The sequence below is a fragment of the Pseudomonas sp. S3_G06 genome (assembly GCF_054667565.1).
In genome coordinates this window covers 645911-666641 of sequence record NZ_CP162738.1, presented here as the reverse complement: position 1 = coordinate 666641, position 20731 = coordinate 645911, and the positions used below count along the sequence as shown (strand labels likewise).

The window sequence follows — 20731 nt, the reverse complement described above, 5'->3', positions numbered from 1 at the left end:
AACTGCTCCGCAGGAGCCCCCATGTCGTTAAGCGTGTTCGACCTGTTCAAGATTGGCATTGGTCCCTCCAGTTCCCACACCGTCGGCCCGATGCGCGCGGCTGCGCGCTTCGCCGAGGGCTTGCGCCGTGAAAACCTGCTGACCAGCACCGCCAGCGTCCGTGTCGAGCTGTACGGTTCGCTCGGCGCTACCGGCAAAGGTCACGGCAGCGACAAAGCCGTGCTGCTTGGCCTTGAAGGCGAGCACCCGGACACAGTCGACACCGAAACCGTCGCCGCGCGCCTGCAAGAAATTCGCAGCAATGGCCGACTGAATCTGCTCGGTGAACACAGCATCGCGTTCAACGAGAAAGAACATCTGGCGATGATCCGCAAACCGTTGGCCTATCACCCCAACGGCATGATCTTCCGCGCCTTCGATGCGGCGGGGATTCAGATCCGCAGCCGCGAGTACTACTCGGTCGGCGGTGGTTTCGTTGTCGATGAAGACGCTGCCGGCGCCGATCGCATCGTCGAAGACGCCACGCCGCTGACCTTCCCGTTCAAAAGTGCCAAGGATTTGCTCGGTCATTGCGCCACCTATGGGCTGTCGATCAGCCAGGTGATGCTGACCAACGAAAGCGCCTGGCGCCCGGAAGCCGAAACCCGCGCTGGCCTGCTGAAAATCTGGCAGGTGATGCAGGACTGCGTTGCCGCTGGTTGCCGTAACGAAGGCATTTTGCCGGGCGGCTTGAAGGTCAAGCGCCGTGCGGCGGCGCTGCATCGGCAATTGTGCAAGAACCCGGAATCTGCCCTGCGCGATCCGCTGTCGGTACTCGACTGGGTCAATCTTTATGCACTGGCGGTCAACGAAGAAAACGCCAACGGCGGGCGCGTGGTCACTGCGCCCACCAATGGCGCGGCGGGCATCATTCCGGCGGTGCTGCATTACTACATGCGTTTTATTCCCGGGGCGAATGACGACGGCGTCGTGCGCTTTCTGCTGACCGCTGCCGCAATCGGCATTCTCTACAAGGAAAACGCTTCGATCTCCGGCGCCGAAGTCGGTTGTCAGGGTGAAGTCGGCGTGGCGTGTTCGATGGCGGCCGGCGCCTTGTGCGAAGTGCTCGGCGGCAGCGTGCAGCAAGTCGAGAACGCTGCGGAAATCGGCATGGAACACAACCTCGGCCTGACCTGCGACCCGATCGGCGGTCTGGTGCAGGTGCCTTGCATCGAGCGCAACGCGATGGGCTCGGTGAAAGCGATCAACGCCGTGCGCATGGCCATGCGTGGCGACGGTCAGCATTTCGTCTCCCTCGACAAAGTCATCCGCACCATGCGCCAGACCGGCGCCGACATGAAAAGCAAATACAAGGAAACCGCCCGCGGCGGCCTGGCGGTCAACATTATCGAATGCTAATTAGCCCCCTCTCCCTGTGGGAGAGGATTGGTATGAATCAAGGAGTCCCGCATGACCACCGAACACCTGTCGAAAACCCCGCTGCACGCACTGCACCTCGAACTCGGCGCGCGCATGGTGCCGTTCGCTGGCTACGACATGCCCGTGCAATACCCGCTCGGCGTGATGAAAGAACACCAGCACACCCGTGAGCAAGCCGGGTTGTTCGACGTCTCGCACATGGGCCAGATTCGTCTGACCGGCGCCAATGCGGCCAAAGCCCTGGAAACCCTGGTGCCGGTGGACATCGTCGACCTGCCGGTGGGCATGCAGCGTTATGCGATGTTCACCAACGAAAGCGGCGGCATTCTCGATGACCTGATGGTCGCCAATCTGGGCAATGACGAGCTGTTCCTGGTGGTCAACGCCGCGTGCAAGGATCAGGATCTCGCGCATCTGCAAAAACACGTCGGCGATCAGTGCACCATTACGGCGCTGTTCGAAGAGCGCGCCCTGCTCGCCCTGCAAGGTCCGGCAGCCGTCACCGTGCTGGCGCGTCTTGCGCCGGACGTGGCGAAGATGACGTTCATGCAGTTCAACCGCGTGTCGTTGCTGGGCGTGGACTGCTTTGTCAGCCGTTCGGGCTACACCGGTGAAGACGGTTTCGAAATCTCGGTACCGGCCGCTGAAGCGGAGAAACTAGCCCGTGCCCTGCTAGCCGAGCCAGAGGTCCAGGCCATCGGCCTTGGCGCCCGCGACTCGCTGCGTCTGGAGGCCGGCCTGTGCCTGTACGGCCATGACATGAACACCGAGACCACACCGATCGAAGCCAGCCTCCTGTGGGCGATCTCCAAGCCACGCCGCGCCGATGGCGCACGGGCCGGGGGCTTCCCGGGCGCCGAGCAAATTTTCGCGCAGCAACAAAATGGCGTGTCACGCAAACGCGTCGGCCTGCTGCCGCAGGAGCGCACCCCGGTGCGTGAAGGCGCAGAAATCGTCAACGAGGCCGGCGAGATCATCGGCAGCGTCTGCAGCGGCGGCTTTGGTCCGACCTTGGGCGGGCCATTGGCGATGGGATACCTTGACACCGCTTACGTCGCGCTCGATACACCTGTGTGGGCCATCGTCCGTGGGAAAAAGGTGCAAATGCTTGTAAGCAAAATGCCATTTGTTCCACAACGCTACTATCGCGGTTGATCGACTGTTTCTATAAGTAACGCGATTGCGTTAAACGTGCACTAATGTGTAACGCAATCGCCATAAAACAGTGCGTTTTTTAACATCCGTTTCGAATATGAACGTTGCTTATAACGCTTGCTGAAAATAGAACCAGACAATCGTCTAAGACTGAACTAGTTTGCTGACGAAATGCCATGAAGAGCAGTAAAACCGGGGCCTTCGCAGGGCTTGTTTTTTCTCCCGTAGTTGGCGTAGAGTTTGTCCACTGTGTTTGCATGGGTCAGCTTGGAATCGTGACCTGGGCAGTAGCCTACAAGTTAGCTACATCCCGCTCGACGTCTTCTTACTCCTTGCAACCAGCTCCAGTACTCTTTCATGTGAAAGGGGCTGTCATCAATTTATGCGTCAAAGGAAATAAGAAATGTCCACACGTCAGAGCGGTACCGTCAAGTGGTTTAACGACGAGAAAGGTTTTGGTTTTATCACTCCAGAAAGCGGTCCGGATCTGTTCGTACATTTCCGCGCCATTCAGGGCAACGGCTTCAAGAGCCTGAAAGAAGGCCAGAAAGTGACTTTCGTTGCTGTGCAAGGCCAGAAAGGCATGCAGGCTGACGAAGTACAAGCAGAAGCCTGATCTTCTGATACGAAAAAGCCCCTGATATTGATATCAGGGGCTTTTTTGTGCGCGCTAATCCGTAAAATGGCGCTTCCATTCGCGTCCCGAGGCTGCCATGTCGAAACACCTGCTCACGCCGCAAGGGGACTTTCCCCCCGTTGCTCTCGGTCGTCGTCTGGCGGCAATGTTCTACGACTTCCTGCTGTGCACCGCCCTGCTGATCGTCACCGGCTTCATCTACAAGTTGATCCAGGCGGCGATCATTGGCGAAGAACGCCTGCGGGTGATAACCGACGCCGGCCAGCTCGATGGTGATCCGCTGTATTCCACAGTGCTGCTGTTGGTATTGTTCGGCTTCTTCGCCAAGTTCTGGACCCACGGCGGGCAGACACTGGGCATGCAGGTGTGGGGGATCCGCGTGCAGAACGCCAACGGCACGGCCATCAGCCTGTGGCAGGCGCTGTTGCGCTTTATGGTGTCGATCGCGTCGTGGTTGTGTGTCGGGCTGGGGTTCTTCTGGTCGCTGTTCGACAAGCAGAAACGCACTTGGCATGACATCTATTCGGATACCCGTGTGGTGCGGATCCCGAAGAAGAGCAAATAATTTCCATACTCAAGAGCCGGCCTGTGGTGAGGGGATTTATCCCCGTTGGGTGGCGAAGCCGCCCCAAAATCAACCACCGCGGCGTATCAGACACACCGCGTGCGTTGCTTAACGACTGCTACGCAGCCGAACGGGGATAAATCCCCTCACCACAGGGCTCTCTACTACAAAGGGTAGTCAGGCGTTACCGGCCAGCTTCATCCGCGCTGCCTGGGTGAAGTCCAGCATGCGCTTCAATGGGCGGATCGCTTGAGGAATCAGCGCCGGATCGACAAAGATCTCGTTGGTGCCTTCTTTCAAGCTCTTGAGCGTGCGCTCAAGGGTGTTCATGGCCATCCACGGGCAATGTGCGCAACTGCGACAAGCCGCGCCGTTACCGGCGGTAGGCGCTTCGATGAAGACTTTGTCCGGGCACAGCTGCTGCATCTTGTAGAAGATGCCACGGTCGGTGGCGACGATCAGGGTCTTGTTTGGCAGGCTTTGCGCGGCGGCGATCAACTGACTGGTAGAACCGACGGCATCCGCCAGTTCGATCACCGAAGTCGGCGACTCCGGATGCACCAGAATCGCTGCGTCCGGGTACAGCGCTTTCATGTCTTCGAGCTGCTTGGACTTGAACTCTTCGTGGACGATGCAGGCACCGTCCCAAAGCAGCATGTCGGCACCGGTCTTGCGCTGAATGTAAGTGCCCAGGTGCTTGTCCGGGCCCCAGATGATCGTCTCGCCGTTGTCCATCAGGCTTTCGACGATTTCCAGTGCGCAGCTCGAAGTCACCACCCAGTCAGCCCGAGCCTTCACCGCGGCGGAAGTGTTGGCATACACCACGACGGTACGTTCCGGGTGCTGGTCGCAGAACACCGAGAACTCATCGACCGGGCAACCCAGGTCCAGCGAGCAGGTCGCCTCCAGGGTTGGCATCAGCACGCGCTTTTCCGGGTTGAGAATTTTTGCCGTCTCGCCCATGAACTTGACGCCGGCGACCACCACGGTCTTGGCCGGATGGGCGTTGCCGAAGCGGGCCATTTCCAGGGAGTCGGAAACACAGCCGCCGGTTTCTTCGGCCAGGGCCTGAATCACCGGATCGCAATAAAAGTGGGCAACCAGCACCGCGTCCTGAGCCTTGAGCTCGGCGGCGATGGCGGAACGGTAATAAGCCTCCTCTTCTGCCGTCAGCGGTTTAGGCTGCTTGGCGTCGAGGTGGGCTTGAACCAGAAGGCGTTCGGAAATCTGCGTCATGTTCGCAAGACCTGCAGGCGCATTCGCGCGAAAGTCGAGTATACACCCGGCTCCGGACCACTAGAGGGTACCGCCGGGAGAGTGAGTATCATCAGGCACGGGACAGCGTTGAAGCTGCGCAAGGCTACAGAATATCCCGTTGATACAAAAGATGATTCTGACCTGCGTCAGGTGTGGCCGCGCTGAAACATCGAACGCCTGAATTGCAGGCAAAAAAAAACCCGGAAATCCTCACTTTCGTGGGCCTTCCGGATTTTCTAAACCGCCAAATATGGTGGGTCGTGTGGGATTCGAACCTACGACCAATTGGTTAAAAGCCAACTGCTCTACCAACTGAGCTAACGACCCGCTGTGTGGTGGCGCGTATAATACTGATTTTTAAGGACTATTCAACACCTTTTTTGAAAAAGATCAAAAATAAGGGGTTGGATCCTCCACACCAGCTGCCGCGAAGCCTTCCGCACGCAGGCGGCAGCTGTCGCATTTGCCGCAAGCGCGGCCTTCATCGTCGGCCTGATAGCAGGAAACCGTCAGGCCATAATCCACGCCCAGCTTCACGCCAGCCTGGACGATCTGCGCCTTGCTGAGATTTTGCAGTGGCGCCTGAATGCGGAAGCCGTTGCCTTCCACGCCGGCCTTGGTTGCCAGGTTGGCCATGCGCTCGAACGACTCGATGAACTCGGGACGGCAGTCCGGGTAGCCGGAATAATCCACTGCGTTGACGCCGATGAAAATATCGCGCGCGCCGAGCACTTCGGCCCAACCCAATGCCAACGACAGGAAAACCGTGTTACGCGCCGGCACGTAAGTCACCGGAATGCCTTCGCCCAGCTCTTCCGGAATGTCGATGCTGGTGTCGGTCAGCGCCGAGCCGCCCATGCCATTGAGGTTCAGCCCGATGACCTTGTGCTCGACCACACCCAGGTCGCGAGCAACGCGGGCGGCGGCGTGCAATTCGGCATGCGAGCGCTGGCCGTAATCGAAGCTCATGGTGTAGCAGGCGTAGCCTTCGGCGCGTGCCATCGCCACCACGGTGGCCGAGTCGAGGCCGCCGGACAACAGGATCACCGCACGTTTTTGAGTAGTGTTCAGTTGTTCAGTCATCTCAGCGCCCCGGCTCGTCGTTCCAAAGATATTTATGCAGCTGCAATTGCAGGCGTACCGGCAGGTTGTCCGCCACCACCCAGTCCGCCAGTTCCCGAGCATTCAGGTCGTGGTGACTCGGCGAAAACAGTACTTCGCCGGCGCGCTGGTCGAGACCGTACTGGATCAGCTTGGAAACCGCCCAGTCGTAGTCTTCCCGCGAGCAGATGACAAACTTCACCTGATCGTTGCGGGTCAGCAGTTCGATGTTCTCGTATCGGTTGCGATGGGCTTCTTTCGAGCCCGGCGTTTTCAGATCGACGACGCGACTGACACGCGGATCGACAGCGGATACGTCGAGGGCGCCGCTGGTTTCCAGCGAGACCTCGTAACCGGCATCACACAACCGCTCAAGCAAAGGAATGGCGTTCGGCTGAGCCAACGGCTCACCGCCGGTGACACAAACGTAGCGCGGACGATATCCGGCCACTTGCTCAAGGATGTCGTCGAGGGTGCGGACGGTGCCGCCGCTGAACGCGTAAGCGCTGTCGCAGTACTGGCAACGCAACGGGCAACCGGTCAGGCGCACGAAAACCGTGGGCAGCCCGGCAGTCCGAGTTTCACCCTGCAACGAGTAGAAAACTTCGGTAATTCTCAATGTGTCTTGCATAGTCGCCACGGGCGTAACAGCTAAACAGGCTGTCCGCCTCCGTCAGGCACTTCAGGCAATCCCGCCAACGCGTAGACCACAAGAAGCGTGTTTCAGAAAAAGGGCGTGAATTCTAACGAAAAAACCCGCGACAAGCGCGGGTTTCTTCAAAACACGGATGAACAGGCTTACATGCGCTGTAAATCACGCTGGGCCAGCTGCGCGGCGGAAGTGCCCGGATATTGGGACACCACCTGCTGCAGAATGCCTTTGACCTTGTCGGTGTGACCGAGGCGGCGCTCTACGTCAGCCAGCTTGTACAGCGAGTCCGGCACTTTGTTGTGCTTGGGATACAGCTGCGAAACCTTGGCAAAGGCCTGACCTGCACCTTGCAGATCACCCTTGGCCAGGTTCACTTCGCCCAACCAGTACTGGGCGTTGCCCGCGTACTGGCTGTTGGGGTATTTGCGCAGGAAAGCGGCGAAGGCCTGGCTGGCCTTGTCGAAATCCTTGGCTTTGATCAGGTCGAAAGCGGCATCGTAATACAGCTTTTCCTTGGCCGGATCAGCCGGTTCGCTACCCGCAGCAGGGGCCTGGGCTGCCGCAGCAGCACCCGCGCCTGCGGCAGCACCGGCAGCAGCACTTGCATCGCCACCGGCAGAAGAATTCTCGGGAGTCGCGGCTGGTGCAACGCCGGATCCTATGCGCCGATCAAGATCCTGGTATCGCTCCAGGGATTCCTGCTTCATGCGCGAAACCTGATTCTGCAGTTCTTCGATCACGCCCTGTTGGCGCGAGATCTGATCCTGCATCTGTTGCAATTGGTTGAACAGCATGCCTTGTGCCGAGGCAGGGGCCGAAGCCGCTCCCCCGGCATAGGCGCCGTTCGTACCGTAACCCGCAGGCGGATAACTGCTCCCGCTATTGTTATAACCGGAGTTGTCATCGACCACAGGAACCGCAGCCCACGCCGCAAGCGGCGCGAGGCTGAGAGCCAGAACAGTTACAGCACGACGGCACGTTCGCATATCGAATTACTTACGCAGTTCGACGCGACGGTTCTGGGCCCAGGACTGCTCGTCGTTGCCGGTAGCAACTGGACGCTCTTCGCCGTAGGAAACCAGTTCCAGCTGAGCTGGGGAAACACCTTGCAGTACCAGGTAGCGCTGAACGGCTTTCGCACGACGCTCGCCCAGTGCCATGTTGTACTCACGAGTACCACGTTCGTCGGTGTTGCCTTCCAGAACAACGCGAGCGCCGTTTGCTTTCAGGTCTTTGGCGTGAACGTCCAGAGCGCGCATGGCTTCTGGCTTCAGGTCCGAGCTGTCGTATTCGAAGTAGAAGGTGGTGATTGCGCGCAGAGCAGCTTCTTCGCTCAGGGAACCGTCAACGGCACCAGTGTTTGCGCCGTAACCAGCGTTTGGATCAACAGCGCCTTCACCGGCGTTGTCGCCGCCTTTGGACGAGCAACCTACAGCTACAGCCATGGCCAGAGCCAGCGCAGCAAATTTACCAAACTTCAGCATTTCCATCGTGAAACTCCTAATGAACCCCAGTGTGTTAAGTAAAACGTGTAGCGCCCGCTCACTTCAGGTAAGGGGACCAGGACGGTTCTCTGACTTCGCCTTGAGCGGTAGGAAGCGGGAGCCTCACGCGCCCATTAATGGACACGAGCATCAAGACTCCCCGGCCCTGTTGGCGGGTGGCGTAGATTACCATGGTGCCGTTGGGCGCAACAGTAGGTGACTCGTCCAGAGTGCTATCAGTGAGGATCTTTACACTACCTCGCTGCAGATCCTGAGCTGCCACCTTGAAATTGGTGAAGCCATCCTGACGATGGATCATCACCAAAGTCTTTTCATCAGCCGACAGTTTCGGGTTGGCGTTGTAGTTGCCCACGAACGTCACACGCTCGGCACCACCGCCACCGACGCTGGTTTTATAGATTTGCGGCTTGCCGCCACGGTCCGAGGTGAAATAGATGGTCGAGCCATCCTTGCCCCAGAACGGTTCGGTATTGATGCCCTGGCCGTTGGTTACGCGGCTGATCTGACGCGAACCGAGGTTCATTACGTAGATGTCCGGGTTACCGTCTTTCGACAGCACGAACGCCAGGCGATTGCCGTCCGGCGACCAGGCTGGCGCGCCGTTGAGGCCTTCGAAGTTGGTGATCTGCTCACGGCGACCGGTGTCGATGTTCTGCATGAAGATACGCGGACGCTTCTGCTCGAACGACACGTAGGCGATACGCTTGCCATCCGGTGCAAAACGCGGCGACAGAATCGGCTCGCGCGATTGCAGCAGAGTCACTGCGCGTGCGCCGTCATAGTCGGAGCGTTGCAGGGTGTAACGGGTGTTCTTCTCGGAAAAGCGCTCGGCCGTTACGTACAGCAGGCGCGTCGAGAAGGCACCTTCAATGCCGGTCAGCTTCTGGAACGACTGATCGGAAATGAAGTGCGCCATGTCACGGATCTGGTCGGTAGTACCGGAGACACTGCCGTCCGCCACTTTCTGTTCGGTGGCGACGTTGAACAGTGCCCACTGCACCTGCAGGCGACCGCCCGCTGGAGCGATGCTGCCGACCATCATGTACTGAGCACCCACCGCCTTCCAGTCACGGAAGATGATTTCGCTCGGCTGGCTTGGCTGGCTGATCATGTTGGCTTTCGGAATCGGCGAGTAATAGCCCGAGTTGCGCAAGTCGTTGCCAATGATTTCAGCCATGTCATCCGGCAGCACGGCGCCGCCCTGCATGCCGAACGGTACGACGGCGATCGGAGTAGCCCGATCGCTGCCGCTGGTGACCAGAATGTTCTTTTCATCTGCCGCCGCGATCCCTGCCATGCAGCAGATCACGACCAGCATTCCTCGAAGAAGGTTTCTCACAAGGCTAGATCCTCAGGTGTGAATGTCATCTTGAATGAACGATACGGAGCGAAATCGCTCGGCTTCATTCCCTGCATTTCTGTCAAACGTCCAATATTCTTCACTGCCGCGACTGCCGAAGCATCGAACGGACCGTCACCGCTGGACTTGGCCACGCTGACCGAGGTCACCGTACCGTCCGGCAACATGCCGATTTGCAGCACGACCGTCATGCCTTTGCGCGCCGAAGGAGGACGAGCCCAGCCTTCTGCTGCGCGAGCGCGAATCAGGTCATCGAAACTGCCGGCAACTTCGTCACCCTGCTCATCGGCCAGGGCCTGCTGACGCTGCGGCGTGTCGGAAAGCAGATCTGCCAGGGCCTGGGCCTTTTTGTCTTCGGCGGATTTGCGTGCCGCTTCCTGCGCTTTCTTCTTCGCAGCATCGGCAGCAGCTTTCTTCTTCGCGTCTTCGGCGACTTTCTTCTTCGCCTCTTCAGCTTCAGCTTTCTTCTTGGCGTCTTCGGCGGCTTTCTTCTTCGCGTCTTCGACGATCTTCTTCTTGGCTTCTTCGGCAGCGGCTTTCTTCGCCTCTTCCTCAGCAGCCTTCTTCGCTTCGTCTTCGGCCTTCTTCTTGGCTATATCAGCCAATTGTTTCTCTTCGGCCTTTTTCGCTTCGGCTTTCTTCGCGTCGTCGGCTTTCTTGGCTTCATCAGCCTTTTTCGCTTCGTCCGCTTTCTTCGCCTCGTCGGCCTTCTTGGCTTCCTCGGCCTTTTGAGCCGCTTCCTCTTTCTTTTGTTCCGCCGCTTTCACCGCTTCCTGCTCGATCTTTTTCTGTTCCATCTGTTCGACTTCGGTCTGGCGCGCGGCGGATTTCTTCGCCTCACCCGCAATCTTCTGATTGGTCTGGGTGGTCGCCTGACTTTTCGATTTCAGCTGGTACAGAGTCGCCTGGACGATCGGCTTGGCCGGCGGCAGTTCGGGCGTGAAGGCAAAACTGACGAACAGCATGCCGAACACCAGCACGTGCAGGACGATTGCCAGAACACTAGGCCAGAAGTAGCTTTCCGAGGCGGACGGCTCTCGCTGTTGCTGCATCAGGGGGCCTCGGTAATCAGACCAACGTTACCGACCCCGGCTTTCTGCAACCCGCCCATGGCGCCCATGACGGCGCCGTAGTCGACAGTCTTGTCGCCACGAATGAACACCTGGGTGCGTTTGCCGCCCTCGGTGCCGGCACGGATGATCTTCGTCACCGCGTCAGTCATCTGTGGCAGGGTCATGGCCCTGTCCTGTTGCTTCTCGGTGTCGACTTCGCTGCCAAGGTTCCAGTAGTAGGTCTTGTCAGCCTTGATCGAAATGGTCAGGACCTGGGTGTTGTTGTCCTGCGGCAAGGCTTCGCTGGAAACCTTGGGCAGATCAACTTTCACGCCCTGATTGAGCATCGGCGCGGTCACCATGAAGATGACCAGCAGCACCAACATCACGTCGATGTAGGGCACCACGTTCATCTCGGCGACCGGCTTGCGCTTTTTGCGAGCTCGAGCGATTAAAGCCATCGGGAAATACCTGCTTATTCTTCGCTGGTGTGCACTTTGCGGTGCAGGATCGCCTGGAATTCATCGGCGAAGGTGTAGTAGCGGCCCAGCAAGGTTTCGCTGCGCGCAGCAAAACGGTTGTAAGCGATGACCGCCGGGATCGCAGCGAACAGGCCGATCGCGGTGGCGATCAGGGCTTCGGCGATACCCGGAGCAACGGTGGCGAGGGTCGCTTGCTGAGCGCTGGCCAGACCGCGGAAGGAGTTCATGATCCCCCACACGGTACCGAACAGACCGATGTACGGACTGACCGAACCGACGGTGGCGAGGAACGGCAGGCTCTGCTCGAGTTTCTCTTCTTCACGGGAGATGGCCACGCGCATGGCACGGGCGACACCTTCCATCACGGCTTCAGGATCGACACCTGGCTGCTGACGCAGACGGGAGAATTCCTTGAAGCCGGCACGGAAGATCTGCTCCACGCCCGAATCCGGATCAGGGTTGCTGCCAGCCTGACGGTACAGTTTGGACAGGTCGATACCCGACCAGAAGCGCTCTTCGAAGCTCTCCAGGGCGCGTCGACCGGCGCGCAGCAAATTGCTGCGCTGAAAGATCATGATCCATGAGGTCACCGATGCGGCCACCAGGGTCAACATTACCAACTGCACCACGATGCTGGCATTGCTGACCAGGCTCCACATGGAGGAATGGTCGACGACGTTAGCTTCCACGCTTTATCTCCTGCTTTGAGTGTGTACCCGGGCCGACCGCGTCGGCGAAGGCCGCACGCAGGTCTTCGGGAAGGGCCCGGGGTTTCAAACTGTCGGTGCGCACGCAGGCCACCAAAAACTGCCCTTCGCAGAGCAGCACATTATCCGTGGCCCGCCTGACCTGCTGTTTGAAGCGCAGGCTGGCACGGTTCAATTCGATTACATCAGCGCTTACCAGCAATTCGTCGTCCAGTCGCGCCGGCGCGTGGTAGCGCGCTTCGCTGGAATGCACGACGAACAACAGGTCCTCTCCGGCAAGCACAGATTGGGCAAAGCCCAGTTCCCGCAGCCGCTCGGTTCGAGCCCGTTCCATAAACTTGAGGTAATTAACGTAATACACGATGCCGCCCGCATCGGTGTCCTCGTAATAAACGCGACAACGATGTGCGAACGGCTCAAGCCCGTTTTGCGCGCGCATACTCTAGTGCTTACTCCTCAGGTTGCCAATCCGGCCAGACAACTGTTTTTCGTGGTTTCAAAGCTTTAACGCAAAAGTACCGTCGTCTGACAGTACAAACCCTGAATAAATCACCAGCAAATGTGTATCAATCGTCGACGGCGTCGAGAAACTCGTCTGCCACGGGCATCTCGCCCATGCGTGACGGAACATTCAAACCAAAGTGCAGGTAGGCATGCCGCGTCACTACCCTGCCCCGAGGCGTGCGCATGATATAGCCCTGCTGGATCAGATACGGTTCGAGCACGTCTTCAATGGTGTGGCGTTCTTCACTGATCGCCGCCGCCAGACTGTCGATACCGACCGGGCCGCCGTCGAACTTCTCGATCATGGTCAGCAGCAGACGCCGGTCCTGATGATCGAAACCATGTTCGTCGACATCCAGCAGATTCAGCGCCAGATCCGCCACCGCTTTGGTGATGTGACCCTTGGCGCGTACTTCGGCGAAATCGCGCACCCGCCGCAGCAGACGGTTGGCGATTCGCGGTGTGCCACGGGCGCGACGGGCGATCTCGAACGAACCTTCCGGATCCAGCGGCAGACCGAGAATGGCTGCCGAACGACTGACGATGGTTGCCAGATCCGCCGTGCTGTAGAACTCCAGGCGCTGGACGATACCGAAGCGATCACGCAACGGATTGGTCAGCATGCCGGCGCGGGTTGTGGCGCCGACCAGCGTGAACGGCGGCAGATCCAGTTTGATCGAGCGCGCCGCCGGCCCTTCGCCGATCATGATGTCGAGCTGAAAATCTTCCATGGCCGGATACAGCACTTCTTCAACGATCGGCGACAGACGATGGATTTCGTCGATGAACAACACGTCGTGCGGCTCAAGATTGGTCAGCAACGCGGCCAGATCACCCGGACGCTCCAGCACTGGCCCGGAGGTGCTCTTGATCGACACACCCATTTCCTGGGCAATGATGTTCGCCAGCGTAGTCTTGCCCAGCCCCGGTGGGCCGAAGATCAGGGTGTGATCGAGGGATTCACTGCGGCCACGGGCAGCCTGGATAAACAGCTCCATCTGCTCGCGCACGGTCGGCTGGCCAATGTAGTCGGCCAGACTGACCGGGCGGATGGCCCGGTCCTGGACTTCTTCGCGCTCGCGCGGGCTGTGCGCGGCGGCGATCAGACGATCAGCTTCAATCACTTAAATCATTCCCTTCAGAGCGCGGCGGATCAGGTCTTCGCTGCTCAGGTTCTTGTCTTTGATCGCGGAAATCGCCTTGCTCGCTTCCTGCGGCTTGTAGCCCAGCGAGATCAACGCACTGACCGCATCGGTCTCGGCGCTGTTGACCGGTGCCGGGCCGTCCGGCTGATTCGGCACCAGCGCGAACATCGCCGGCGAGGTTTCCCAGGCCTTGAAGCGGTCTTTCAATTCCACCAGCAAACGCTCGGCGGTTTTCTTGCCAACCCCCGGGACCTTGGTCAACGCCGAAGTGTCCTGAGACTGCACGCAGCGCACCAACTCATCGACTTCCAGGCTCGACATCAACGCCAGCGCCAGTTTCGGTCCGACCCCGTTGAGCCGGATCAGCTCGCGAAAGAAGTCTCGCTCACGCTTGCCGGCAAAACCATAGAGCAATTGCGCATCTTCGCGTACGACCAAATGGGTGTGCAGGGTCAGCGGTTCACCGACCGACGGCAACCGATAAAGCGTGGTCATCGGCACTTCCACCTCATAGCCGAGGCCATTGACATCGAGAATCAGGTGCGGCGGCTGTTTCTCAGCCAGGGTGCCGCGCAAGCGTCCAATCACGTTTTGAATCCTTGAGCGCTGGCCAGCCGTGGGCTGGCGACGATTGAAGGTGGCTTGCGCGCCGGCAACACAGGCACCGCAAAACCACTTTCAGGAAAATTGATGCTGATGCTATCAGAGACGCAGGCGCCCGCCACGACTGCGTGCGGTTCCCAGCCCGTGCGGCAGCAGGCTTGAGCGCGTGTGCGCATGGCAAATGGCGATCGCGAGGGCGTCGGAGGCGTCGATCTGCGGCTTGCTCGTCAACTTGAGCATGTGCATGACCATCATCTGCACCTGCTCCTTATTGGCCGCACCGGTGCCGACCACCGCCTGTTTGACTTGCGTGGCGGTGTACTCGGCGATTTCCAGACACTCTTCGGCGCCGGCGACAATCGCAGCGCCCCGTGCCTGTCCGAGCTTCAGCGCCGAGTCGGCGTTTTTCGCCATGAACACCTTTTCGATGCCCATGGTCACCGGGCCGTAGGTCTTGATGATTTCGCGCACGCCGCGATAGACGATCTGCAGACGTTCATGCAGCTCGCCGGAGCCGGTGCGAATGCAGCCCGAGGCCACATAGATGCAGCCGCCGCGCCCGGTATCGCGAACGATCCCGTAACCGGTGATGCGCGAACCGGGGTCGATACCAAGAATTAGAGTCATAACGCCTGCAGATTCATAAAACGATTTACCTGACAGCCAATAGCAAATGTGGGAGCGAGCCTGCTCGCGAAGGCGGTATGTCAGCAGATACAGGTGCTGAATGACACACCGCTTTCGCGAGCAGGCTCGCTCCCACAGGGAAGACTAGTCGCTTATCAGCCAAGCTGAGCGGCGACGTCTTCCGGGATATCCGCGTTGGAGTAGACGTTCTGCACGTCGTCCAGGTCCTCAAGCATGTCGATCAGCTTGAGCACCTTCTCCGCACCTTCCAGATCCAGCTCGGCGCTGGTGGTTGGCTGCATGACGATTTCCGCGTCGTCGCCCTTGAACCCGGCCGCTTCCAGCGCGTTGCGCACCGCATAGAAACCGGTGAACGAGGTAAATACATCGATCGAACCGTCGTCGTGGGTGACCACGTCATCGGCATCGGCTTCCAGTGCCGCTTCGGTCAGTGCGTCTTCATCGACACCCGGAGCGAAGCTGATCTGGCCCTTGCGCTCGAACAGATACGCCACCGAACCGTCAGTGCCGAGGTTGCCGCCACACTTGCTGAACGCATGACGCACGGCTGCGGCGGTACGGTTGCGGTTGTCGGTCATGCACTCGACCATCACCGCCACGCCGCCCGGGCCGTAACCTTCGTAGGTCAGTTCTTCAACGTTGTCCGCTTCAGTGGCGCCGGCACCGCGCGCGACGGCACGGTCGATGATGTCGCGGCTCATGTTGGCGCTCAACGCCTTGTCCAGAGCCAGACGCAGACGCGGGTTGGAACCCGGATCGCCGCCACCCTGACGGGCCGCAACGGTCAGTTCACGGATCCATTTGGTGAAGATCTTGCCCCTCTTGGCATCCTGACGTTCTTTGCGGTGCTTGATGTTTGCCCACTTGGAATGACCTGCCATAACTTGCTCCGAATGCTCTTTGAAACCTTGCCCGCCCTGCTGGTGCAGCGGCCGGCAATTGAAAAATTCGACCTGAGAAAGAAAAAAGGCGCATCCGAAGATGCGCCTTCAGGCCCGTCTTACTCAGCCTTTGGCGTTTCGCGCAGGCGAATGTGCAGCTCGCGCAATGCCTTGGCATCCACTACGCCCGGAGCCTGCGTCATCACGTCGGCAGCACTCTGGGTTTTCGGGAAGGCAATCACTTCACGGATCGACTGGGCGCCGGTCATCAGCATCACCAGACGGTCCAGACCGAAGGCCAGACCACCGTGCGGCGGTGCACCATACTTCAGTGCGTCGAGCAGGAAGCCGAACTTCTCTTCCTGTTCCGCTTCGTTGATGCCCAGCAGGCGGAATACCGCTTGCTGCATTTCCTTGCGGTGGATACGGATCGAACCGCCGCCCAGCTCGGTGCCGTTCAAGACCATGTCGTACGCACGGGACAGTGCGCCGGCCGGGTTGGCTTCGAGCTCCTGCGGGGTGCACTTCGGTGCGGTGAACGGGTGGTGCAGCGCCGAGAAGCTGCCGTCGTCGTTCTCTTCGAACATCGGGAAGTCGACGACCCACATTGGTGCCCACTCGCAGGTCAGCAGCTTGAGGTCGTGACCGAGCTTGATACGCAGCGCGCCCAGGGCTTCGCTGACGATCTTGGCCTTGTCGGCACCGAAGAACACGATGTCGCCATCGACTGCGCCAACGCGATCGAGGATCACGTTGAGCTTGTCTTCAGGGATGTTTTTCACGATCGGCGATTGCAGGCCTTCAACACCGGCAGCACGCTCGTTCACCTTGATGTAAGCCAGGCCCTTGGCACCGTAGATGCCGACGAACTTGGTGTAGTCGTCGATCTGCTTGCGCGGCATGCTCGCCCCGCCTGGAACGCGCAGTGCGGCGATGCGGCACTTCGGATCGTTGGCCGGGCCGCTGAACACCTTGAAATCGACTTCCTTGAGCTGGTCGGCAACGTCGACCAGTTCCAGTGGAATACGCAGGTCCGGCTTGTCCGAACCGTAGCGGCGCATGGCTTCTTCGAAGGTCATGTGCGGGAATTCGCCGAACTCCAGGTTCAGCACTTCCTTGAACAGGTTGCGGATCATCTGCTCGGTCAGGCCCATGATCTCTTTTTCATCGAGGAAGCTGGTCTCGATGTCGATCTGGGTGAATTCCGGCTGACGGTCGGCACGCAGGTCTTCGTCACGGAAGCACTTGGCGATCTGGTAGTAACGGTCGAAGCCGGCCACCATCAGCAGTTGCTTGAACAGCTGCGGCGATTGCGGCAGGGCGAAGAACGAACCGGCATGGGTACGGCTCGGCACCAGATAGTCACGCGCCCCTTCCGGAGTGGCCCGAGTCAGGATCGGCGTTTCGACGTCGAGGAAGCCGTTCTCGTCGAGGAAGCGACGGATGCTGGTGGTCATGCGCGAACGCAGACGCAGCTTCTCGGCCATTTCCGGACGACGCAGATCGAGGAAGCGATAGCGCAGGCGGGTTTCTTCGCCGACGTCGGAGAACTCGTTGAGCGGGAACGGCGGGGTTTCCGACTCGTTCAGCACTTCCAGTTCATAACCCAACACTTCGATCATGCCCGAGGCCATGTTGGCGTTGGTCGCGCCGGCCGGACGCAGACGCACCTTGCCGGTGATCTTCACGACGTATTCGCTACGCACGCGATCGGCAGCGGCGAAGCTCTCGGCGCGATCCGGGTCGAACACCACCTGGGCCAGACCATCACGATCACGGATGTCGAGGAAAATCACCCCGCCGTGGTCGCGGCGACGGTGAACCCATCCGCAAAGGGTAATTTCCTGGCCTTCCAGGCTTTCGTTCAGTTGGCCGCAATAGTGGCTGCGCATCATGGTGTGGTTCGCTTCTCGTAATTCGAAATTCGGTGGAGATCCCGCTGCGATCAAGCAAGGCGGAAACTCACGCGTGTCGTTCGTTCAGGGTTGGAACCCTAGTCAGCTTTGTCGCCACCGGCCAGATTCTTCTTGGCTCCGGTCTTGAAATCGGTCTCGTACCAACCGTTGCCGCTGAGGCGAAAACCCGGCATGGACAGCTGCTTCTTCAGTTCGGGCGCCTGGCAGGCAGGGCAATCGACCAACGGTGCGTCGCTGATCTTCTGAATGGCTTCCAACTGATGACCACAGGAAGCACATTGGTAATCGTACATTGGCATGGAGGTGTCTCGGCGATCAGATTGCTGCCGCGCGCAGGGCTTTGCGGCGAAAGCGCGGGATTATATCGATTAAATGCGGGCTGTGCAGCCGTAACGCTGCACAGCCCGCAACCTCGTTGCAACCGCCGTTTCAGCGCGAAACGGCGGGTGCGAGATCTTTGATCCCGTTCATGACACAAACCACCCGTACCAGCGCACTGAAATTCTTCACCCCGCCGTAACGCAGATGCACCTCGCGATCGACGTGGGATAACAGTGTGCTGACCGAACAATGATTGTCCTCGGCCATGCCGCCGAGAATATTCCAGTAGACCTGCTCCAGGCGCAGGCAGGTCGCAAAACCGTTGAGGCGAATCGATCGCGACAACGGCCGGATCAGATTCATGTCGAACTCGCTGACAAACGGGTCGACTTTAATTACGTGCCGCGAAGCCGACATCCTGTCGCTTCGCCTGTCTCCTTCTACCATAGCGTTGACACTCCTTTGCCATGACTGCTGATTTATAAGGCAACATCCTGCGCCTTCATAAAAACCCAGTGACAAAGTTAGCGCCATACGACTTGTTGACCAGCCTCGTAGGATAAGCCAACGACAACGGTAAGAGTCTGGAGAGCATGCGGACGACCTCACGCCGTCCGCAGCGGCTGGGTCACTCCTCGAGCAGAGCGCGCAGCATCCACGCAGTTTTCTCGTGCACTTGCATACGCTGGGTCAGCAGGTCAGCAGTCGGCTCATCGCTGACCTTGTCCAGCAGCGGGAAAATGCCGCGCGCGGTACGGGTCACCGCTTCCTGGCCTTCGACCAATTGCTTGATCATGTCTTCGGCGCTTGGCACGCCGACCTCTTCTTTAATAGAAGAAAGACGCGCGTAGGTCGCGTAAGCACCCGGCGCCGGGAAGCCCAACGCACGGATACGCTCGGCGATCGAATCGACGGCCAGCGCCAGCTCGTTGTATTGCTCTTCGAACATCAGGTGCAGCGTGCGGAACATCGGGCCGGTGACGTTCCAGTGAAAGTTATGGGTTTTCAGATACAGCACATAGGTGTCCGACAGCAGCCGCGACAGCCCTTCGACGATGGATTTGCGGTCTTCTTCACTGATACCGATATCAATTGCCATGCTTACCCCCTAACAGTGATTGAATTCATCCAGCAGGTTCAACCCCACTTTAGCAAGGCAAGCGCCCGCTCGCAGCTATCAATCCGTGATCTGACTGCGACAAATCGACCGTTTCTCTGCCGCTGGCCGGGCTGATTTGAGTAGCCGCAGGCTTTGCTGTTAAATAGGCAGTGTGTCGCCATGCCCTATTTTCCGGGGCGTTGCGCATAGGCTGATGCCGTGTACGTGTCCACCGCCTCTTATTTTGTCCTGAAGCGAACCGTGCGCCTTCAGCTCTTCCTTGTGAGCCGTCATAACGTGAGCCAATCAAAATGTTGAAAATCGTCCACCTGCTAATGGGCGCAGCAGCCTTGCTGCTGTCGTTCATACCCAGCCTGAAAGCCGAAGCCGTTCCTTACCTGCAACAGCCCGATGCACTTTACCTGGCCTTTTTCGGCCTGCTGAACCTGGTCATCGCTCCAGTGATTCCCTACTGGAACAAAGGCCCGCGCCAGCATCTGCAAAATCTGGTCAGCGCCCTTCTGGTCCTGACCGTCGTCCTGCAAACTTTGACCCTGATCGCGCCGATGCCGGTCATCGCTGGCCAACCGGCGGTGTTGTTCAGCCTGGTGATCGCCCTGGTTGCCGTGCTGCTGCATTTGGCTGTCAGCTTCTACAAATCGTCACCGGCCGCTGCGCCGACTACCTATGACATGAGCAATCGCGATACCGGCACCGTGAAGTGGTTCAACACTTCCAAGGGTTTCGGGTTTATCTCCCGGGATTCCGGCGATGATATTTTCGTGCACTTCCGCGCCATTCGCGGCGAAGGCCACCGTGTTCTGGTCGAAGGCCAGCGCGTCGAGTTCTCGGTGATGAACCGAGACAAGGGCCTGCAAGCCGAGGACGTGATCGCCGCTCTGCCGCGTCGCTGATCCAAAGCAAAAAAAAACCGCGAACAGCCTGGCTGTCCGCGGTTTTTTTATGCTTGGCGAATGGCTCAATAATGCGGCGGTGGCGCATCTTCTTCAAAAGCACCGAACTGCCCGACCATTTCTTCGTGACGCTTGATCAGCGCTTCCATCTGCAATTGCAGGCGCTCGATGACTTTCTGCTGGGCCACCAGCACATCGTTCAATGCCTGAATCGTGTCATCCTGAAAGGCCAGACGGCTTTCCAAATCGGTAACGCGTTCTTCAAGGCTCATGACTCAGCCCTCCACAAAGGTGAATTCTTCGGTCAGCACCAGACGCAAGCGTTCGCGAATGGCTGCCACCTGTTCCGCGCTGTACGGATTGGCCGGGTGCCTGCCCCAGACCGGCGCCGGCCAGGCGGCATCGTCGCGTTTACGCACGATGACATGCATGTGCAACTGACTGACAACATTACCCAGGGTTGCCACGTTCAGCTTGTCGGCGTCGAACGAATCCTTGAGCAACTCGGCAAGGGTGGTGGTTTCCCGCCAGAGCTGCTGCTGATCGGCGACATCCAACTGAAACAACTCGCTGATATCCTCGCGACGAGGTACCAGGATGAACCAAGGGTAATTGCTGTCGTTGGACAGCAACAGCCGGCACAACGGAAAGTCGCCGATGACCAGGGCGTCCTGTTGAAGTCGTGAATCCAAAGCAAACACTGTGAGCACTCCCGCTGATCCTATGACTCAGCTTAGCGGCGGCGCCGTAAAAGCAGCGCGCCAAGCGACAGAACGGCAGCATACCTGCGAATGCAGCGGGCTTCACG

25 protein-coding genes and 1 tRNA gene are annotated in these 20731 nt (G+C 59.0%); 5 read left to right on the top strand and 21 right to left on the bottom strand.

The features are described from left to right. Nucleotides 1–21 precede the first annotated feature (21 nt). From AB4N47_RS03035 to AB4N47_RS03020, 4 genes are all read left to right on the top strand, one after another. Nucleotides 22–1398 (top strand): L-serine ammonia-lyase, encoded by a 1377-nt coding sequence (locus AB4N47_RS03035; protein WP_460154412.1) that lies wholly within the window; start codon nt 22–24, stop codon nt 1396–1398. Between the two features lie 51 nt (nt 1399–1449). Continuing rightward, the gene (gene gcvT / locus AB4N47_RS03030; protein ID WP_341638946.1) at nt 1450–2574 is read left to right on the top strand and encodes a glycine cleavage system aminomethyltransferase GcvT; all 1125 of its coding nucleotides are present in this window, start codon (nt 1450–1452) and stop codon (nt 2572–2574) included. Between the two features lie 403 nt (nt 2575–2977). After that, a complete protein-coding gene (locus AB4N47_RS03025) occupies nt 2978–3190 on the top strand; it encodes a cold-shock protein (protein WP_003227496.1) in 213 nt (70 codons plus the stop codon). Nucleotides 3191–3287: 97 nt separating this feature from the next. Beyond that, entirely contained in the window at nt 3288–3776 is a 489-nt protein-coding gene (locus AB4N47_RS03020) for an RDD family protein (protein ID WP_122691383.1), read from the top strand. A 177-nt stretch (nt 3777–3953) separates the two neighbouring features. Here the strand turns inward: AB4N47_RS03020 and nadA are convergent, their stop codons facing one another. From nadA to AB4N47_RS02925, 19 genes are all read right to left on the bottom strand, one after another. Continuing rightward, the gene (nadA, locus tag AB4N47_RS03015; RefSeq protein WP_203419237.1) at nt 3954–5012 is read right to left on the bottom strand and encodes a quinolinate synthase NadA; all 1059 of its coding nucleotides are present in this window, start codon (nt 5010–5012) and stop codon (nt 3954–3956) included. A 272-nt stretch (nt 5013–5284) separates the two neighbouring features. After that, nucleotides 5285–5360 (bottom strand) — tRNA-Lys (locus tag AB4N47_RS03010). A 63-nt stretch (nt 5361–5423) separates the two neighbouring features. After that, nucleotides 5424–6116, bottom strand: coding sequence for a 7-cyano-7-deazaguanine synthase QueC (gene queC / locus AB4N47_RS03005; protein WP_217862670.1), 693 nt, complete (start codon nt 6114–6116; stop codon nt 5424–5426). 1 nt (nt 6117) lies between these two features. Continuing rightward, nucleotides 6118–6765, bottom strand: coding sequence for a 7-carboxy-7-deazaguanine synthase QueE (queE, locus tag AB4N47_RS03000; RefSeq protein WP_016770671.1), 648 nt, complete (start codon nt 6763–6765; stop codon nt 6118–6120). A gap of 167 nt (nt 6766–6932) precedes the next feature. After that, complete coding sequence (gene ybgF / locus AB4N47_RS02995) at nt 6933–7772, bottom strand: tol-pal system protein YbgF (protein WP_024014085.1); 840 nt, start codon at nt 7770–7772, stop codon at nt 6933–6935. Nucleotides 7773–7778: 6 nt separating this feature from the next. Next, nucleotides 7779–8276 (bottom strand): peptidoglycan-associated lipoprotein Pal, encoded by a 498-nt coding sequence (gene pal, locus AB4N47_RS02990; RefSeq protein WP_003178634.1) that lies wholly within the window; start codon nt 8274–8276, stop codon nt 7779–7781. Between the two features lie 52 nt (nt 8277–8328). Further along, on the bottom strand, nt 8329–9609 hold the full coding sequence (tolB, locus tag AB4N47_RS02985; protein WP_016773506.1) for a Tol-Pal system beta propeller repeat protein TolB: 1281 nt from the start codon (nt 9607–9609) through the stop codon (nt 8329–8331). A 17-nt stretch (nt 9610–9626) separates the two neighbouring features. Then, complete coding sequence (gene tolA / locus AB4N47_RS02980; RefSeq protein WP_016773505.1) at nt 9627–10703, bottom strand: cell envelope integrity protein TolA; 1077 nt, start codon at nt 10701–10703, stop codon at nt 9627–9629. Beyond that, nucleotides 10703–11155, bottom strand: a complete 453-nt coding sequence (gene tolR, locus AB4N47_RS02975) for a protein TolR (protein ID WP_160767866.1) — start codon at nt 11153–11155, stop codon at nt 10703–10705. The genes tolA and tolR overlap by 1 nt, the downstream gene beginning before the upstream one ends. Nucleotides 11156–11178: 23 nt before the next feature. After that, nucleotides 11179–11874 (bottom strand): protein TolQ, encoded by a 696-nt coding sequence (gene tolQ / locus AB4N47_RS02970; RefSeq protein ID WP_008080223.1) that lies wholly within the window; start codon nt 11872–11874, stop codon nt 11179–11181. After that, on the bottom strand, nt 11864–12331 hold the full coding sequence (gene ybgC / locus AB4N47_RS02965; protein WP_041479792.1) for a tol-pal system-associated acyl-CoA thioesterase: 468 nt from the start codon (nt 12329–12331) through the stop codon (nt 11864–11866). The genes tolQ and ybgC overlap by 11 nt, the downstream gene beginning before the upstream one ends. A 127-nt stretch (nt 12332–12458) precedes the next feature. After that, entirely contained in the window at nt 12459–13520 is a 1062-nt protein-coding gene (gene ruvB / locus AB4N47_RS02960) for a Holliday junction branch migration DNA helicase RuvB (RefSeq protein ID WP_024014087.1), read from the bottom strand. Further along, on the bottom strand, nt 13521–14129 hold the full coding sequence (ruvA, locus tag AB4N47_RS02955; protein ID WP_024014088.1) for a Holliday junction branch migration protein RuvA: 609 nt from the start codon (nt 14127–14129) through the stop codon (nt 13521–13523). Nucleotides 14130–14243: 114 nt separating this feature from the next. Next, nucleotides 14244–14771, bottom strand: a complete 528-nt coding sequence (gene ruvC, locus AB4N47_RS02950; RefSeq protein ID WP_016773501.1) for a crossover junction endodeoxyribonuclease RuvC — start codon at nt 14769–14771, stop codon at nt 14244–14246. Nucleotides 14772–14926: 155 nt separating this feature from the next. Continuing rightward, nucleotides 14927–15673, bottom strand: a complete 747-nt coding sequence (locus AB4N47_RS02945) for a YebC/PmpR family DNA-binding transcriptional regulator (protein WP_076563942.1) — start codon at nt 15671–15673, stop codon at nt 14927–14929. Nucleotides 15674–15792: 119 nt separating this feature from the next. Next, nucleotides 15793–17568, bottom strand: coding sequence for an aspartate--tRNA ligase (gene aspS, locus AB4N47_RS02940; protein WP_041479793.1), 1776 nt, complete (start codon nt 17566–17568; stop codon nt 15793–15795). Between the two features lie 98 nt (nt 17569–17666). Further along, the gene (locus AB4N47_RS02935; RefSeq protein ID WP_016773499.1) at nt 17667–17888 is read right to left on the bottom strand and encodes an FmdB family zinc ribbon protein; all 222 of its coding nucleotides are present in this window, start codon (nt 17886–17888) and stop codon (nt 17667–17669) included. A gap of 130 nt (nt 17889–18018) precedes the next feature. Further along, nucleotides 18019–18357: a ribbon-helix-helix domain-containing protein gene (locus AB4N47_RS02930; protein WP_038861040.1), complete on the bottom strand. Its 339-nt coding sequence runs from the start codon at nt 18355–18357 to the stop codon at nt 18019–18021. A gap of 181 nt (nt 18358–18538) precedes the next feature. After that, nucleotides 18539–19009: a Dps family protein gene (locus AB4N47_RS02925; protein ID WP_016773497.1), complete on the bottom strand. Its 471-nt coding sequence runs from the start codon at nt 19007–19009 to the stop codon at nt 18539–18541. 311 nt (nt 19010–19320) lie between these two features. Between AB4N47_RS02925 and AB4N47_RS02920 the strand changes: the two genes are divergently transcribed. After that, nucleotides 19321–19923 carry a cold-shock protein gene (locus AB4N47_RS02920; RefSeq protein ID WP_016773496.1) on the top strand — a complete coding sequence of 201 codons (603 nt, stop codon included), beginning with the start codon at nt 19321–19323 and terminating at the stop codon, nt 19921–19923. Between the two features lie 65 nt (nt 19924–19988). Here the strand turns inward: AB4N47_RS02920 and AB4N47_RS02915 are convergent, their stop codons facing one another. Next, nucleotides 19989–20195: a SlyX family protein gene (locus AB4N47_RS02915; RefSeq protein WP_039758193.1), complete on the bottom strand. Its 207-nt coding sequence runs from the start codon at nt 20193–20195 to the stop codon at nt 19989–19991. A gap of 3 nt (nt 20196–20198) precedes the next feature. Further along, nucleotides 20199–20624, bottom strand: coding sequence for an HIT family protein (locus AB4N47_RS02910; protein ID WP_341638945.1), 426 nt, complete (start codon nt 20622–20624; stop codon nt 20199–20201). Nucleotides 20625–20731: the final 107 nt, after the last annotated feature.